The organism is Roseibium sp. QJM3NY_11 (genome assembly GCF_056173175.1).
In genome coordinates, this window is sequence record NZ_CM149660.1 from 3,603,915 (window position 1) to 3,619,120 (window position 15,206).

14 protein-coding genes are annotated in these 15,206 nt (G+C 59.9%); 7 read left to right on the top strand and 7 right to left on the bottom strand.

Annotated features, from left to right (window positions below; genetic code table 11):
• Positions 1-28: 28 nt before the first annotated feature.
• A complete protein-coding gene (locus AC0VX3_RS16645) occupies positions 29-295 on the bottom strand; it encodes a hypothetical protein (protein WP_475521443.1) in 267 nt (88 codons plus the stop codon).
• 337 nt (positions 296-632) lie between these two features.
• Here AC0VX3_RS16645 and AC0VX3_RS16650 point away from each other — a divergent pair, with 337 nt between their 5' ends.
• Complete coding sequence (locus AC0VX3_RS16650; RefSeq protein WP_475521444.1) at positions 633-2,438, top strand: PHA/PHB synthase family protein; 1,806 nt, start codon at positions 633-635, stop codon at positions 2,436-2,438.
• 60 nt (positions 2,439-2,498) lie between these two features.
• On the opposite strand, the gene AC0VX3_RS16655 is transcribed toward AC0VX3_RS16650, so the two are convergent.
• On the bottom strand, positions 2,499-4,766 hold the full coding sequence (locus AC0VX3_RS16655; RefSeq protein WP_475521445.1) for a putative bifunctional diguanylate cyclase/phosphodiesterase: 2,268 nt from the start codon (positions 4,764-4,766) through the stop codon (positions 2,499-2,501).
• 375 nt (positions 4,767-5,141) lie between these two features.
• On the opposite strand from AC0VX3_RS16655, the gene AC0VX3_RS16660 reads away from it, so the two are divergent.
• On the top strand, positions 5,142-5,747 hold the full coding sequence (locus AC0VX3_RS16660; RefSeq protein WP_475521446.1) for a DUF6653 family protein: 606 nt from the start codon (positions 5,142-5,144) through the stop codon (positions 5,745-5,747).
• 33 nt (positions 5,748-5,780) lie between these two features.
• On the opposite strand, the gene speB is transcribed toward AC0VX3_RS16660, so the two are convergent.
• Entirely contained in the window at positions 5,781-6,743 is a 963-nt protein-coding gene (gene speB, locus AC0VX3_RS16665) for an agmatinase (RefSeq protein ID WP_475521447.1), read from the bottom strand.
• A gap of 223 nt (positions 6,744-6,966) precedes the next feature.
• On the opposite strand from speB, the gene AC0VX3_RS16670 reads away from it, so the two are divergent.
• Together AC0VX3_RS16670 and guaD are read left to right on the top strand one after the other, a co-directional pair.
• Positions 6,967-7,896 (top strand): cation diffusion facilitator family transporter, encoded by a 930-nt coding sequence (locus tag AC0VX3_RS16670; RefSeq protein WP_475521448.1) that lies wholly within the window; start codon positions 6,967-6,969, stop codon positions 7,894-7,896.
• 52 nt (positions 7,897-7,948) lie between these two features.
• Positions 7,949-9,256 (top strand): guanine deaminase, encoded by a 1,308-nt coding sequence (gene guaD / locus AC0VX3_RS16675; RefSeq protein WP_475521449.1) that lies wholly within the window; start codon positions 7,949-7,951, stop codon positions 9,254-9,256.
• 41 nt (positions 9,257-9,297) lie between these two features.
• Here guaD and AC0VX3_RS16680 read toward each other — a convergent pair whose 3' ends face one another.
• Positions 9,298-10,524, bottom strand: a complete 1,227-nt coding sequence (locus AC0VX3_RS16680) for an MFS transporter (protein ID WP_475521450.1) — start codon at positions 10,522-10,524, stop codon at positions 9,298-9,300.
• Between the two features lie 68 nt (positions 10,525-10,592).
• Between AC0VX3_RS16680 and AC0VX3_RS16685 the strand changes: the two genes are divergently transcribed.
• The 3 genes from AC0VX3_RS16685 (at position 10,593) to AC0VX3_RS16695 (ending at position 12,290) form a co-directional block, all read left to right on the top strand.
• Positions 10,593-11,030, top strand: a complete 438-nt coding sequence (locus AC0VX3_RS16685; RefSeq protein WP_475521451.1) for a helix-turn-helix domain-containing protein — start codon at positions 10,593-10,595, stop codon at positions 11,028-11,030.
• 49 nt (positions 11,031-11,079) lie between these two features.
• The gene (locus AC0VX3_RS16690; RefSeq protein WP_475521452.1) at positions 11,080-11,601 is read left to right on the top strand and encodes a hypothetical protein; all 522 of its coding nucleotides are present in this window, start codon (positions 11,080-11,082) and stop codon (positions 11,599-11,601) included.
• A 107-nt stretch (positions 11,602-11,708) separates the two neighbouring features.
• Positions 11,709-12,290, top strand: coding sequence for a hypothetical protein (locus tag AC0VX3_RS16695; RefSeq protein WP_475521453.1), 582 nt, complete (start codon positions 11,709-11,711; stop codon positions 12,288-12,290).
• On the opposite strand, the gene AC0VX3_RS16700 is transcribed toward AC0VX3_RS16695, so the two are convergent.
• The 3 genes from AC0VX3_RS16700 to rplM all read right to left on the bottom strand — a co-directional run bounded on the left by AC0VX3_RS16700 (position 12,251) and on the right by rplM (position 14,995).
• A complete protein-coding gene (locus AC0VX3_RS16700) occupies positions 12,251-13,648 on the bottom strand; it encodes an MATE family efflux transporter (RefSeq protein ID WP_475521454.1) in 1,398 nt (465 codons plus the stop codon). The genes AC0VX3_RS16695 and AC0VX3_RS16700 overlap by 40 nt on opposite strands.
• A gap of 400 nt (positions 13,649-14,048) precedes the next feature.
• Positions 14,049-14,525, bottom strand: coding sequence for a 30S ribosomal protein S9 (rpsI, locus tag AC0VX3_RS16705; protein WP_475521455.1), 477 nt, complete (start codon positions 14,523-14,525; stop codon positions 14,049-14,051).
• Between the two features lie 2 nt (positions 14,526-14,527).
• A complete protein-coding gene (gene rplM, locus AC0VX3_RS16710; RefSeq protein WP_342895879.1) occupies positions 14,528-14,995 on the bottom strand; it encodes a 50S ribosomal protein L13 in 468 nt (155 codons plus the stop codon).
• Between the last annotated feature and the right edge of the window lie 211 nt (positions 14,996-15,206).

Below are 15,206 nucleotides of genomic sequence, written 5' to 3' on the forward strand. Positions count from 1 at the left end.
GCGCCCCTTCCGGCAGACCGGAGCGGTCCTACCTGGCAGGGCTCTGTCGCGGCGCGAGCGTTTCCAGATAGGCTTCCGTCGCGCGCCGATCCTGCGGGTTGATCAGACCGGATGCAACGCCGGCTCCGACAGGTGGACCAAATGCCTGTGACGAGGGGACATTGGTGCTGACCAGGCCCGGTTCGGTTTTCAGGGCGGCCAGCAACGGCGTTCCGGGACCAACAGCGCACCCCGACAAGAACAGCAGAACCGCCGTTCCCGTCAGACCGACGCGAACCTTTTGCAATCTAGTCATCCGCTCCTCCTCGACAACGACGGCGGCATCCATCTGATCGACACAAATTCACTCTAGTCATGGACACCCGGTCCGGACCGATCGGACATCCGCAAGTTGATCTATTTAAGAGTGTTCGGCCATGCTGTCTGCAATTTAATTGAACCGTGGCCACCCGCACCGGCGAAGTGCAAAACACGTTGAAATCCAATCGACGGCAGCGGAACCTTGTGTCATAAATAACCGTCAGTTCTAAATACCGGCGAAAACAGAACAAGATAAGGCGAATGGACTGACAGGGCTCTCAGACCGTTCCACGGCCTGACGAGGCTGCGTAAACCGGAGGAAACACCTGCCTATGGCTGATGACCGCCAGCATCCCATGTTGCAGTTTATCATCAACAACCCGGAGGCCTTTGCCCAGAACCTGGCCAAGACGCTGGAGCACGCCGGCAAGGCCCTCGCCGCTTATATCGAGCCGCGGGAACAGGGCAAGATCCCCCATGAGTCGACGGACGAGCTGACAGGCATCGTCAAGACCCTGGCGCAGGTGGGCGAATACTGGGCCTCCGATCCTCAACGCGCCGTCGAGGCCCAGTCCCGCCTGTGGGGCGGGTATATCGACCTCTGGAACTCGTCCCTCAAACGGATGATGGGCGAGCCTTCGACACCGGCGGTGCAGACGCCGCACAAAGACAAGCGGTTTGCCGACCCGGAGTGGGAAGACAACCAGTTCTTCGATTTCATCAAGCAGCTCTATCTGATCACCAGCAAATGGGCCGAGGACATGGTCCACGACGCCCAGGGGCTCGACGAGCACACCCGTCACAAGGCGGAGTTCTATGTCACCCAGATCGCAAATGCGGTTTCCCCTTCGAACTTCGTGCTGACCAATCCGGAACTGCTGCGCCTGACCCTGGAAAGCAACGGCGAAAACCTCGTCAAGGGCATGCAGCATCTTGTCGAGGACCTGAAAACCGGCAAGGGTGAACTCAAGATCCGGCAGACGGACCCGACGAAATTCAAGCTCGGCGAGAACATGGGCAACACCCCGGGCAAGGTGATCTCCCAGAACGATGTCTGCCAGGTCATCCAGTACGCGCCGACAACGGAAAACGTGCTCAAGCGCCCGCTTCTGATCGTCCCCCCCTGGATCAACAAGTTCTACATTCTGGACCTCAACCCCGAGAAATCGTTCATAAAGTGGGCTGTTGATCAGGGGCACACGGTGTTCGTGATCTCCTGGGTCAACCCGGACGAACGCCAGGCGCTCAAGAACTTCGAGCACTACATGAAGGAAGGCATCCTCAACACGCTCGATGTGATCAAGCGGGCGACGCGCCAGAGCGAGGTCAATGCGATCGGTTACTGCGTGGGCGGCACACTGCTCGCGGTCACGCTGGCCTACATGGCCCGGAAGGGCGACGAGCGGATCAAGACCGCAACCTTCTTCACCACCCAGGTGGACTTCACGTTCGCCGGCGATCTGAAGGTCTTCGTCGACGAGGAACAGATATCTTCCCTGGAAAAACGGATGGCGGAACAGGGCTATCTGGACGGATCGAAGATGTCCTCGGCTTTCAACATGCTGCGATCCAACGATCTGATCTGGAGCTACGTGGTCAACAACTACCTGAAAGGCAAGGAGCCCTTCCCGTTCGATCTGCTCTACTGGAACTCCGATTCAACGCGTATGCCGGCGGCGAACCATTCCTTCTATCTGCGCAGCTGCTATCTTGAGAACCGGCTGTCCAAGGGCGAAATGGAAATTGCCGGCGAAAGGCTCGACCTTTCCAAGGTCACGATCCCCGTCTTCAACCTTGCCACCCGCGAGGACCACATTGCGCCGCCGAAATCCGTCTTCCTCGGGTCCGGCTGTTTCGGCGGACCTGTCGACTACGTGCTCGCAGGCTCCGGCCATATCGCCGGTGTCGTCAATCCACCCGCGAAGAACAAGTACCAGTACTGGACCGGCGCCGACCCCAAGGGAACTTTGGAAAACTGGCTCAACAACGCCGATGAACATCCCGGATCCTGGTGGCCCTACTGGGACCAGTGGATCCGCTCCAATGACGACACGATGGCCAAGGCCCGCAAACCGGGTGCCTACCGGATGAAACTCCTGGAAGATGCGCCCGGATCCTACGTGATGACCAAGGTCTGACTTCCGGGGCCGGGATAGGGATTGTCTTCGGGACCGGCCGCCGGCAGGAAAAGAGCCCGCTTAGCGGGAATGCGCGTCCAGCGGCGTCAGGGTCATGGCGAGCAGCTTGCCGAATTTTTCCGCGCTCATCGGCCTGCCGAAATGAAACCCCTGCGCCACTTCACACTTGCAGCCGGCGAGGAAGGCCTGCTGCTTCGCGGTTTCGACACCTTCGGCAACCACGCTCAGGCCCAGTTCGCGCCCCAGCGAGATAATTGCGCGGGCAATGCAACGATCGTTCTCGTCGTAGTCCAGGTCATGGATAAAGCTGCGATCGATCTTCAATCGGGTCAGCGGAAAGCTCTTGAGCGCCACCAGACTTGAATAGCCGATGCCGAAATCGTCGATCGCCAGTTTCAGGCCGATGCCGCGGAAATCATTCATCAGACTGACCGCGTGTTCCGCGTCCTGGATCAACAGGCTTTCCGTCAGTTCCAGCTCCAGGGACCCGGCCGGCAGACCGCTTTCGTCGAGCGCCGCGCAGACGTTGGCAATCAACCCGGTCTCGCGGAACTGTCGCGCAGAGACATTGACCCCGATTGTGACCGGCACCAGCCCGCCGTCCTGCCATTCCTTGTTCTGCCGACAGGCCTCCTTGATCACCCACCGTCCAAGGGGCACGATCAGTCCGCTTTCCTCGGCGAGCGTGATGAACTCTCCGGGCATCAGACGGCCCAGGTCCGGGTGTTGCCATCGCACCAGCGCCTCGGCGCCGGTAATCCGGCCGGTATCAAGGTTGTACTGGGGCTGATACTCCAGAAAAAACTGATCGGCCCCGATCCCGGATCGCATGTCTTCCAGCAGTGTCATCTTGTTCAGCGACATTTCCGGCCGGGTATGCTGATAGATCTGAAAACCGTTCCGGCCCAGGGATTTGGCCTCGAACATTGCCTTGTCCGCATTCCGCAGAAGTTGGTCTGCATCTTCCGCTTCTTGCGGATAGCGGGCCGCTCCGAGACTGCAGGTCACATGAAACGAAAGGTCTCCGATCCGGATTGTCCTGCCGATTTCCTTCCTCAACTGCGCCATGAGCTGCTTCAGTCGGGACTTGTGCGCGGCGTTTCCTTCGACAATCAGGACAAATTCGTCTCCGCCAAATCGAATGGCCTGGCACTTGCCGTCAACGACGGACACGATCCGTTCGGCGGCAATCTTCAGCACCTGGTCGCCAATGGCGTGGCCGAAACTGTCATTGACGAATTTGAAGTTGTCGAGATCGACAAAGACGACGGCAACCGGTGCGCCCGAGTCCCGGCTTGCGGTGACCTTGTCGTTCAGTCTCGATTCAAACTCCTGACGGTTGGGCAATCCGGTCAGGGCGTCGTGATTGGCGAGATAGCGGATCTTTTGTTCATCCAGCTCACGCTCAACGGCCACCGCCGCCAGACGGGCCGCCTCAAGCGCGAGCTTCAGGTCGTGGTCGGTGGGACTGCGGACCTCCGCAGTGTAAAGCCCGAATGTGCCGAGCACGCCGCCATCCTTGCCGAAGAACGGCACCGACCAGCAGGAACGCAAATCGAACGGCTTGACCAACTCACGGAAATCTTCCCAGAGCGGGTCCTTGAAGATGTCCTCGACAATGACGCTTTCGCTCCGGTGGACAGCCGTGCCGCATGACCCCGTCCTTGGTCCCACCTCGAGACCGTCGGTCAACGCGACATAGTCCCCGGGCAGGTTCGGCGCTGCGCCGGCACGGAGCCTCGTTCCGCATTCCTCCACCAGCATGACGGACCCGAGCACCCCATCGAGTTGCTTCTCGATGGTCAGCACCAGCGTATCCAGAACCTGCTCCAGCGGCCGGCCCGACGCCAGATCCTGCAGGACCTTGTTCTGCCCCTCCTGCAGCAGAGCTGCCCGTTTGCGGTCCGTGATGTCGCGCGACAGTCCGATCAGGCCCACCACCTTGCCGTCGCTGTCGCTCACGGGGAACTTGGAAGACGCAAACCACTTGCGGCGTCCGTTCACCAGAATGGAGGGTTCCTCGAAATCAATCCGCGGCAGGTTCGTGGACATGATCTCCTGTTCGATCGCCAGGAATTTCCGGGCGGTTTCCAATGGATGCAGGTCGAGATCCGTCTTGCCGATCAACTGGGCAGCGTCCTCCAGTCCGACATCAAGGGCAACCTGCCTGTTTGCCATGACAATGCGCGAACCGCGGTCCTTGATCAGGATATAGTCGGATACTTCGTTGAGCAGGGTCTGAAGCCAGTCCCCGCTCAGGCTCAGCTTGTCGGCCCCGCTGAGATGTTCGAGACCATTGAGCCGATCCAGTTCCGCTGCCAGCAGCATGACATCGGAATTTTCACTGACGCCTCCTACGTGGCGACCTCTGCTCAAGACCATTTTCTTGCCCGGCTTTCAGGTTAACTTACCAACAGGTAGTTGATTATTTTCACAGATTCCCTGCTTGAGAACAACGTATTAGATCTTGTTACCGAAAGACTATCGGCAAAAATACCTAGAGGAAAATTCACGCCGCCACTATCTGAATGATATTTCCAGTATACTTCTCATTCCATTGCGGACGAATTTTTCAATTCAGACCGCGAAATATTGACCGACAAACCTGTCCGCAGATTATCAGTCCCGCACAACAAAGTGGTTTGCCAAGGTCCCTTTTCAGCGGCTATGATCACGCGTTGTCTCAATTTCCGGCCCGAATTCATGCACAAGCCGCAACGCCACAAAACACCGGGAGATGAATCCGGAAATCATCCCCCCTCCGGGTTTCGTCCGCCTGTTGCCCTGAAAAATGGCACAGCGAGCAGCCCCACGGCTGCATCGACAATCCTGGCCAAGCTGCTCGCTCCCGGCGTCTTGACCGCGTGCCTCTGGACCAGGTCCTGGTTCGGCATGACCGAAGTCGTGCTCCTGACGCTCGGGGTCTGCATGCTCTTGCTGTTTGGACCGCAGATCTTCAGCAAGGCCGCCAACAGGGTCACCTGGGCGCGTCTGGCGGGATACGGCGAGAGGATCTGGCTGAACAGGCTTCTGATACCCGTGCCAAGGGACCTGAACCACCGGCTGACAATTCTCTACTTCGTGTTCTGGTTGGGAGCCCTGGTCGCGATCTGGGGGGCACTCGCGAAGCTTCCGATCTTGTCGGCCTCCGGGCTCGTCGTCGCCTACAGCGCGCAAGCGGTGTGTCTCGGCAAGCTGATCCGCCTTTACGCAATCATGCGGGAACGACATCCGCTGTACCGGTTCTGGTCGGTCCTGCCGGTGAATGACAACAGGCCGACCCGCTCCGGCAGCAGCCGGTCTGCATGACCGGCCACACCGCGCCGGACCACGAGCAGCAGATCAGGCAGACCGGGCTCGCCTTTCGGCAAGCAGGCCGATATAGGTCAATGCAACGCTCGCGCCGGCAATCGATGTGATATCGGCATGATCATAGGCCGGTGCGACCTCGACCACGTCTCCGCCGACAAAATCCAGTGAGCCAAGCCCGCGCAGAACCGACAGAGCCTCCCGGGACGAGAGTCCTCCGGCGACCGGCGTGCCCGTCCCCGGTGCGAAGGCAGGATCAAGGCAATCGATATCGAAGGTCATGTAGGCAGGGCCGGTTCCGACCCTGGAGCGGATCCGCTCGATCACGCTGTCAATGCCCAGACTGTCCATCTCGTGCCCGAAGATGATCTCCAGCCCGCAGGTCTCGGGTGCATGGGTGCGAATGCCGACCTGAATGGATCTTTCGGGATCGATCAGCCCCTCGCGCACCGCCCGGCCGGTGAAGGTGCCGTGATCGATACGGTCCCCCTGGTCCGGCCAGGTGTCCTGATGGGCATCGAACTGGACCAGACCAAGCGGTCCGTGTCTGGCGACATGGGCCCTCAGCAACGGATAGGTGACGAAGTGGTCGCCACCGATGGAAAACAGATGCGCGCCCGCTTCCAGGATCTGTGCAGCCTGGCTCTGGATGTGGCCTGGAATATCCGCGTTTCGGCCATAGTCAAAGACACAATCGCCGTAGTCTACGCAGGCAAGGGTCTCGAACGGATCCATGTGGAAGGGATATTGCGGGTCGCCGTCAAAAATGGCGGAGGCCCGGCGCACCCCTTGCGGCCCGAACCGGGCACCGGGCCGGTTGGAGACCGAAGCATCGAAGGGAATGCCCCAGACGGCCAGATCGACCCCGTTCAGGTCCCTGCTGTAGCGGCGGCGCATGAAGGACAGCGCGCCTGCATAGGTCGGCTCGTGAGATCCGCCCTTTATGTCCTTGCCAAGAAAGGCATTGTCGGTCGGGCGCGGCAGATCTGATGACATGTTCGGTATCCTCGGCTCGCGTGGCAATGCGCATGACATAATCCGACCAAATACCACGTTCGGGAAAATGTTTCCGGCAATCGTTGGCGTGTAAACCCGAAATCCCGGGGCCGTCAACGCCGCGCCCTGCCTGTACGCGTTTGTGGGGACTTGATCCGCCAGCCTCATGGGCGGCAAAGTCCTCAGGATGACAACACCTTGAGACACAAGAGACGACCGCTCAATGACCGAGCCTTCCCATTCAGACCACAGTGGCCACGACCATGCAACGGAAGTCACGGACAGAAATGCGCGGGCGGTGGCCTGGGCAGGACTGCTGATTGCCAGCTTCATGCTCGCGGAGCTGATTGGCGGCTGGCTGTCCGGCTCGCTGGCCCTGATGGCCGATGCCGTACACATGGTCACGGATGCAGCTTCCCTGGGTCTTGCCTGGTGGGCGTTCCAGCAATCTAAGAAGCCGGCGGATGACCGGCTCACCTATGGCCGCGACCGCCTGCCGGTCCTGATTGCCTTCGCCAATGCGATATTCCTGCTCATTGTCACCGCCTGGATCTGCGTGGAGGCGGTCGGCCGGTTCCTGACACCGGAAACCGTCCTTGCCGGACCGATGTTGATCATCGCGGTCCTCGGCCTTCTGGTGAATATCGGCGCCTTCCTGATCCTGCAGCGTGGCGGCGACGGATCCCTCAACATGCGCTCGGCCATCCTGCATGTGCTCGGCGACCTTCTGGGATCGGTCGCTGCGATCGCCGCCGCGATCGTGATCTACCTGACCGGCTGGTTTCCGATCGATCCGATCCTGTCCCTCTTCGTCGCCTTGCTGATCGTGCGGTCCGCGGTCTCGGTGCTGCGGCAGGCAGGCCATATTCTCCTGGAGGGGGCCCCACCGGGCATCGACCGGAACGCCCTGAAGGCGGATCTTCTGGCGGAAGTGCCCGGCCTTGCCGACGTCTTTCACATTCATCTTTGGTCGCTGTCCGAGGGAAAGGTCAACGCCACGATGCATGCCGTTCTGCATCCGGGAAAGGACGCCGACCTCGTCTTGCGGCAAGTGCGCAACCGGCTGACCGACCGACATGGCATCGACCATGTCACCGTTGAAACCTCTTCGCCGTCCCGGTGCCCCGTTGTCGCCTCGCCCTCACCCGACTAAAAACAATCCGGAGGTGCGCGAAGATTCGCGCGCGCAACAGGGACCACAAGCTGTGCCAGACCAAGACCAGATACTCCTGCGCGGCCGGTTGCTGAGTTTTTCCGCTGTTCCGGACAGTCCTGACGACAAGGGTGCCTACTCCTACGAGGAAGACGGCGCCCTGCTGATCCGGGACGGCAAGATCGTTGCCCGGGGCCGCTACCCCGACATGCAGGCCGCCTGTGACGCGGCCACGACACGGATCGTGGATCACCGGCCCCATCTGGTCATGCCCGGTTTCATCGACACCCATATCCATTTCCCGCAGGCTCAGGTCATCGCGTCCTGGGCCGATCAGTTGCTGGACTGGCTGAATGATTACACGTTTCCCGAGGAAATGAAGTTTTCCGACCCCGAGCACGGGCGCAGGATCGCCTCCGGTTTCTACGATCAACTGGTTGCCCATGGCACCACCACCGCCTCCGCTTATTGCTCCAGCCATCCGGCCTCCGTCGAGGCCTATTTCGGGGAAGCGGAACGGCGTGGCATGCTGATGCTGGGCGGCAAGACGATGATGGACCGCAATGCTCCCGACGCTCTGTGCGACACGGCACAAAGCGCTTACGATGACAGCAAGGCGCTGCTGGAGAAATGGCATGGGCGCGGCCGGGCGCATTATGTCATCACGCCGAGGTTCGCCATCACCTCGACACCGGCTCAGCTCGAAGCGGCAGGCGCGCTGTTGAAGGAACACCCGCAGAGTTACCTGCAGACGCACATCAACGAAAACCACAACGAAATCTCCCTGACACTGGAGCTCTATCCGGACGCCACAGACTATCTCGGCGTCTATGAGAGTTTCGGGCTTCTGGGCCCGAAATCCCTGCTCGGTCATTGCGTGCACATGACCAGCCGGGAACAGAAGGTCATGCGCGAGACACAATCAGTTGCGGTGTTCTGCCCGACGTCGAACCTCTTCCTGGGAAGCGGTCTCTTCAACAAGGCCGGTCTTGAAAGCGCCGGGGTCCGCACGGCAATCGCAACGGATGTCGGCGGCGGAACCAGCTATTCCATGCTGCGGACACTGGACGAAGGCTTCAAGATCCTTCAACTGCAGCGTCAACGCATGCATCCTCTGACGAGTTTTTACTGGGTCACGCGCGGCAACGCGGAAGCTCTCTCCCTTCAGGACCGGATCGGCACCCTTGAGCCGGGCACGGACGCGGACCTCGTGGTGCTCGATGCCAGGGCAACCGGAGCCATGGCGTTGCGTATGGAAACAGCCCGGACCTTGTCTGAAGAACTCTTCGTGCTGCAGACACTCGGCGACGACAGGGCCGTCGTCGAGACCTATGCCGCGGGTATTCCGCTCAAGACCTGAGATCCGCCGTCCCGGCCGCAATTGGAGCCCGGACCGGATGGTCAAGTTCCAGACCGCAAGGCCCGGGAGCCGCGGAATTTCAGAAGACCGGTGGCGGACACACCCATCACGAGGAGAACACACGCGGCTCCGAGGAAAACCGCATCATAGCCGGCGCTGCGGATAAGCGGCGTGAGTGCCAGCGGCGAAACCACCTGTCCAAGGAAGATCGCCGTGGTAACGATCCCCAGGACGCTTCCGCGTCTGTCCACGGGCGCCTTTTCCAGAGCAAGCAGCAGGAGCGCCGGCTGCACCAGGGCATATCCGGCGCCCACCAGAGCGGCCCCTGCCAGAATGAACGACCAGGCCGCATTCATGGCCAGAGTTGCGAAACCGGCGCCCATAACCGTGAAGCCGAGGAGAAACGTCGCAGCCAGTCCCAGAAATGCGCTGATCCGCCGAAACATCATGGCGATGCAGCCGCCGGTGAGCGTCAGTGCCCCCAGGCCGAATGCCGTGCCGGCGGCCCCGTCCAGGTCGTTCTCATCGAGATAAAACGGCAGTTGGCTCGGCATCAGAAAGAAGATCGCAACCGTCGCCGTTCCCAGCAGTCCTATCGACAAGGCCGGCCCAAGCCAGTCATTGCGCCGGCCGGTAGACCCCTGCGGACGATCCCGGGTACAGGGCCGGCCGCGCAGCTGCTCCTGGCGCAGAACCGGCAGCAACAGGGGCAACAGAAGCAGTGCGAGCGCATAGATCAGGAATGGCAGGCGCGGCGACAGGCCCGCGAGCCAGCCCGCCAGGGCAATGTAAACAAAGCCGCTGAAATTGATCGCCGCAGTCTGCAGCCCCATGAAGGCGTTCCGGCGCGGCCCTTCGAACAGGTCGCCCACCAATGCAGCCTGGGCGGTCATGATCAGCGCGACGGCAACACCGAGCGCCAGACGGCTGGCCAGGATGGAATAGAGGCCAGGCAGAAAGGCCCCGGCGGTGCCGCTCAGGGCAAACAGCGCAACCCCCGCCATCAGCAGGGGTGATCGCCCGAACCGGTCCACGAAGATCCCGGCAAGCGGTGCGATCAGGACGACTGACAGTGACGGCGCAGCAACCAGAAACCTGGTCAGGGATGCGGCTTGCGGCGTGTCCGGGAAACTGGCCTGCAACCCCGGCAACGCCGGACTTATGGTGGCGTTCGCCATGATCTTGAGAGTTGCCGTCAACAGCAATGCGATCGCCGCCGTTTCCAGCCAGAGTGGACGCCCTTGTTGAGCGCTATGAACTGATGACACCTTTATTCCCTTGCCTTTTTGACGACACGGGAGCAGCCTACCAATTCAAGTCGACTTGAGGTCAAGAGATGAAATTACTGGATATTTCCGAAGTTTCCAAGCAAACGGGCGTGGCCGCCTCCGCCATCCGGCACTATGAGGAAAAGGGCCTGATCACCTCGCTTGGCCGGCGCGGGCTGAAACGCCTGTTCGGTGCCGGCGTTCTGGATCAGCTCGCCCTGATCTCGCTTGGCAGGGATGCGGGGTTTTCTCTGGATGAGATCCGGGACATGTTCGGCGCCGACGGCCTTCCTGCGCTCTCGCGGGCAGGACTGCATCTGAAGGCGGATGATCTCGACCGGCAGATCGAACGGCTTTCCGGCTTGCGCGACATGATCCGCCACGTGGCGGACTGTCCGGCGCCCAGCCACATGGAATGTGAGAAATTTCAGCAGCTGATCCGCATCAGCGGAAAGCGGAGAAAGACAAAGCTCGGCAAAGGCTATTCAAGTGTGGACACTCTTTAAGACTCGAGAGAAGTACCTACATCTTGGATGCATTGAAACAGGAACGCTCGTGAAAATTCCATCGATCAAACCTTGTGCGGAACTCCCGAACATTCAGATCGGTCTTGTCGACACGAAATTGCGCTCCGATTTGCGCTATAATTTTCTAGGGTTATTTCGAACGAAGCATCGGGAACGAAGCAATCAGGAAAAGATGGATGAGTATTTCTCGAGACTCTTTGGTCTCCCTATTTTTAACACCAAAGAAAGCGAGCCTCATCCCGGCACAGTGGTCTTTAGTTTCACCATTACTAGCATCAATAACGAGACCGGCACTGATATGTTGTACGGCTCCGATACCGGGGTCACCGTCGGTCTTATTCTTTACCTGTTCGATGCTCAATCGGTTTCCATCTCCCTTGACGGAAGACTGACAAGAGCCTCTACGGGACATGTTCTCGCTGAAAACCAGGTAACCGAGACCTTTAGCGCCAAACGATCAATTTTCGGGCGGACTGTTCCGAGCTTGCCGATGATTGAAGTAGCGGCCGTTAAGCTTCTCAAATCTCTTAAGCAGGAAGCGCTTCTTTGACATGCTCGTCGAATTGAGAGCCCGACACCGGACTATTGGGGCAAATTAGATAGCTTTTTTGGCCGGCTTGGTTCGGCAGCCAAATATCCAACTTATGGCAGTGGCAAATGTCGATACTGAACTGGCTGTTCCGCCGAAAGAAACCGCCGACCGTTTTTCTCGGCGATGTCCAGATGCATCTCGGCTGGAACATCATCAGTTCCTTTTGTCATTATTTCGGCACCCCCGTTCAAGCAGAACCCGATGAGGACCAGCTGCGGAGCTATTTTGCGCAGGCACTCGGTTTGTCGCTGTTTGCACCCGATACGGAACGGAAGCCCGGGGACCAGCTCCTGCATCTGGCAATCACCGACCTGCGCTATGGATTTCTTGCATCACTCAACACGAGCGACACCTGGATACCGCTGTTCATCCGCCCTTCTGTCACGCTCTATGGTTATCTTCTGGATATCGATAGCGGACAGGTTCTGGCGGAAAAACGGGTCACGCAAATGCCCAGTTGGTTGAGCTCGACCGATCCGGTCCTGTTCGCGTGGACCTATTTCACCGGCGATTTCGGCGCGGCCTCATCGCCGCCGATGACGGATATTGCGGCCGTCAAGGCATTGCGCCAGCTGCAAAAACTTGCCGCGCACACAGCCAGGACCGGTCACCTTCTGGAAAAGAACAGAACCACCTGGCGCGCCTGACGCTGGAACAGGCCCGGTCCTTTGGAGACCTCGTGATGCTGTTCGACATCGCGGATCACGAACCGGACCAACAGGATCGCGGCCAGACCGAAGACGATCCCGCCGGCCGCCTGGCCGATCAGGACGCCCGGTGCGCCGTAAATCAGGCCACCGGCCCAGGCGAACGGAATCGTGCCGAGCGTGTGCCGGCCCCAGTTCATCCAGGTTGAATAGAACGGCCGCCCCAGATTGTTGAAGAAGGCGTTCGAGACAAACAGCATGCCGTTGAAGAAATAGGCCAGCGCCAACGGTCCGCAGAAAAGATAGATCAATGTCAGGTCCAAACCATCGGCATCGAACAGCGCGGCGATGTGCGCGCGCAACAGGAACAGGACAAAAGCGGCAAAGCCGACGACAAGGGCGGTGAACAGCAACGATTCGCGCAGGGTGCCGCGAACCCTGTCAAACAGTCCGGCGCCATAGTTCTGTCCGACGATCGGCCCGACCGCGCCCGACAAGGCGAAGACGGCGGCGAAGGCAAGCGGGGTCATACGGGCGATGACCGCCATGCCGGCAACCGCGTCCTCGCCGAACTCCGACATCGAACGGGTGACCCAAGCCTGCCCGACCGGCGTTGCGAGCTGGGTAAGGATCGCGGGAAAGGCGATGGCGGCGAAGGACGGCAGGTCCCTCAACAGCTTGAGTGGCAGTGGCATGCTGAGCCCACCGTGAAACCGGAATATCGGCGCAAGCGCGAAAAAGGCGATGGCCACGCGGGAGGCCGCGCTGGCAAGGGCGGCCCCGGTCAGTTCAAGATCCAGGCCGAAGATCAAAATCGGATCCAGAACCGCATTGACCAAGCCACCGGCTATGGTGGCGAGCATGGCCCGTCTGGCATCCCCATGGGCTCTGAGGACCGCACCGCCGGCCATGCCGAGCAAAAGCAGCGGCAGTGTCGGCACGATGATCGACAGATAGTGAACCGCAAGGTCTTGGGTCCGGCCGCTCGCACCGACCAACGCCACCATGTCGTCCAGCGACAGCCACACCAGCAGGGCGAACAGGCCACAGAAGATCACACCCGAGGTCAGGACATTGGAAGCCTGCTGCCGGGCTTTCTCCCTGTCACCGGCCCCGAGAGCGCGCGCGACCAGTGCCCCAGCGGCAATGGCGACGCCGATGTTGAAGGACGTGGTGAAGAACAGGATCGCGCCGGCGTAGCCGACCGCCGCTGCCAGTTCCGCCTTGCCGAGGATTGAAATGAAGATCATGTCGACAAAGTCGACGGCGAAAACCGCCATCAGGCCGACCGACGCGGTCAGCGACATCACGGTGACATGCCGGAACAGGCTGCCGGATAGGAATTTGGCGTCGTTCATGTCGGCCGATGTCAGGTCCGGTTCCAAGTCTTCACGCGGAAATGGACCGGTCCCGCGACAATTGCAAGCCGATTGTTGCCCGATGCGTGCCGCCGGCAGTTTCCTGCGGCGGGTCCGGAACGGCCCCTTCAGCCATCCGTTCGGAATTGATCGAGAGAACCGGCTTGCACTACAATTGTTCCCGGCCGAGCGCGGCAGAGCCGCTTCTGGCCATCGTGCCGGCCACAGGCTGAAATCATTGCCTGAATTGCCTTGTCCTTGACCTTTCCATCCCTGCCGGCACGTCTACCCGGAGCGTGTGGGCGAAACACACCTCCAATGCGTCCGCCGCCCCGGACACAAAAAACCCGCCGGATCGCTCCGGCGGGTTCCTGATTTACACAACCTGTCCGTCCAGCGATTAACGCTTGGAGAACTGGAAGCTCTTGCGTGCTTTTGCACGGCCGAACTTCTTACGCTCGACAACACGGCTGTCACGGGTCAGGAAGCCGTTTTTCTTCAGAACCGGACGCAGATCCGGCTCATAAAGGGTCAGTGCCTTGGACAGGCCATGACGCACCGCGCCGGCCTGACCGGACAGACCGCCACCGCTCACGGTCGCAACAACGTCGTACTGGCCGGAACGGTCGGCGAGCATGATCGGCTGCTGAAGGATCATCTGAAGGACCGGACGAGCGAAATACTCGGTATAGTCCCGCTTGTTGATCATGATCTTGCCGGTACCGGGCTTGATCCAGACGCGTGCGATCGCGTCCTTACGCTTGCCGGTTGCGTATGCACGGCCCTGTGCGTCCAACTTCTGGACATGGACCGGGGCTTCGGGGGCTGCGGTGTCGACCGCGCCGCCCAGTTCTTCCAGGGATTGCAGCTCAGCCATGGTTATGCCCTCTTGCCGTCATTCTTTGCATTCAGGCCCTTCACGTCGACGAGTTCCGGCGACTGAGCTTCATGCGGGTGGGTCGGACCAGCGTAAACCTTGAGGTTCTTCAGCTGCTTGTTGGACAGCGGACCGCCCGGCATCATGCGCTGAACAGCCTTTTCCAGAACACGCTCCGGAAAGCGGCCTTCCAGGATGCCCCGTGCGGTGCGTTCCTTGATGCCGCCCGGATGACCGGTGTGCCAGTAGTACTTCTTGTTGTCGTACTTGCGGCCGGTGAACACGACTTTGTCGGCATTGATGACGATGACATTGTCACCGGTATCGATGTGAGGCGTGAAAATCGGCAGATGCTTGCCGCGCAGGTGATTGGCGATGAATGCGGCGAGACGGCCGACAACCATGCCTTCTGCGTCAATCAAGATCCACTTTTTCTCGACCTCAGCCGGCTTGGCAGAGAAGGTCTTCATGAGTCTGATCCATACTGGTCGGTTAAAGAAAGGGTCCGCGCAGCTTCAAGGGAAGCCAGCGAACGGACCCGAAATTCGTTCGAGGCAGCTTATACGCCGGCAGGAAATTGCCGTCAATTACATTCTTTGCGCAATCTCCTGAAAATTGTCAATAAAATCAATAACTTGAAAAAACGGTATCATGATACCACAACATTCATCCGGATTTTCC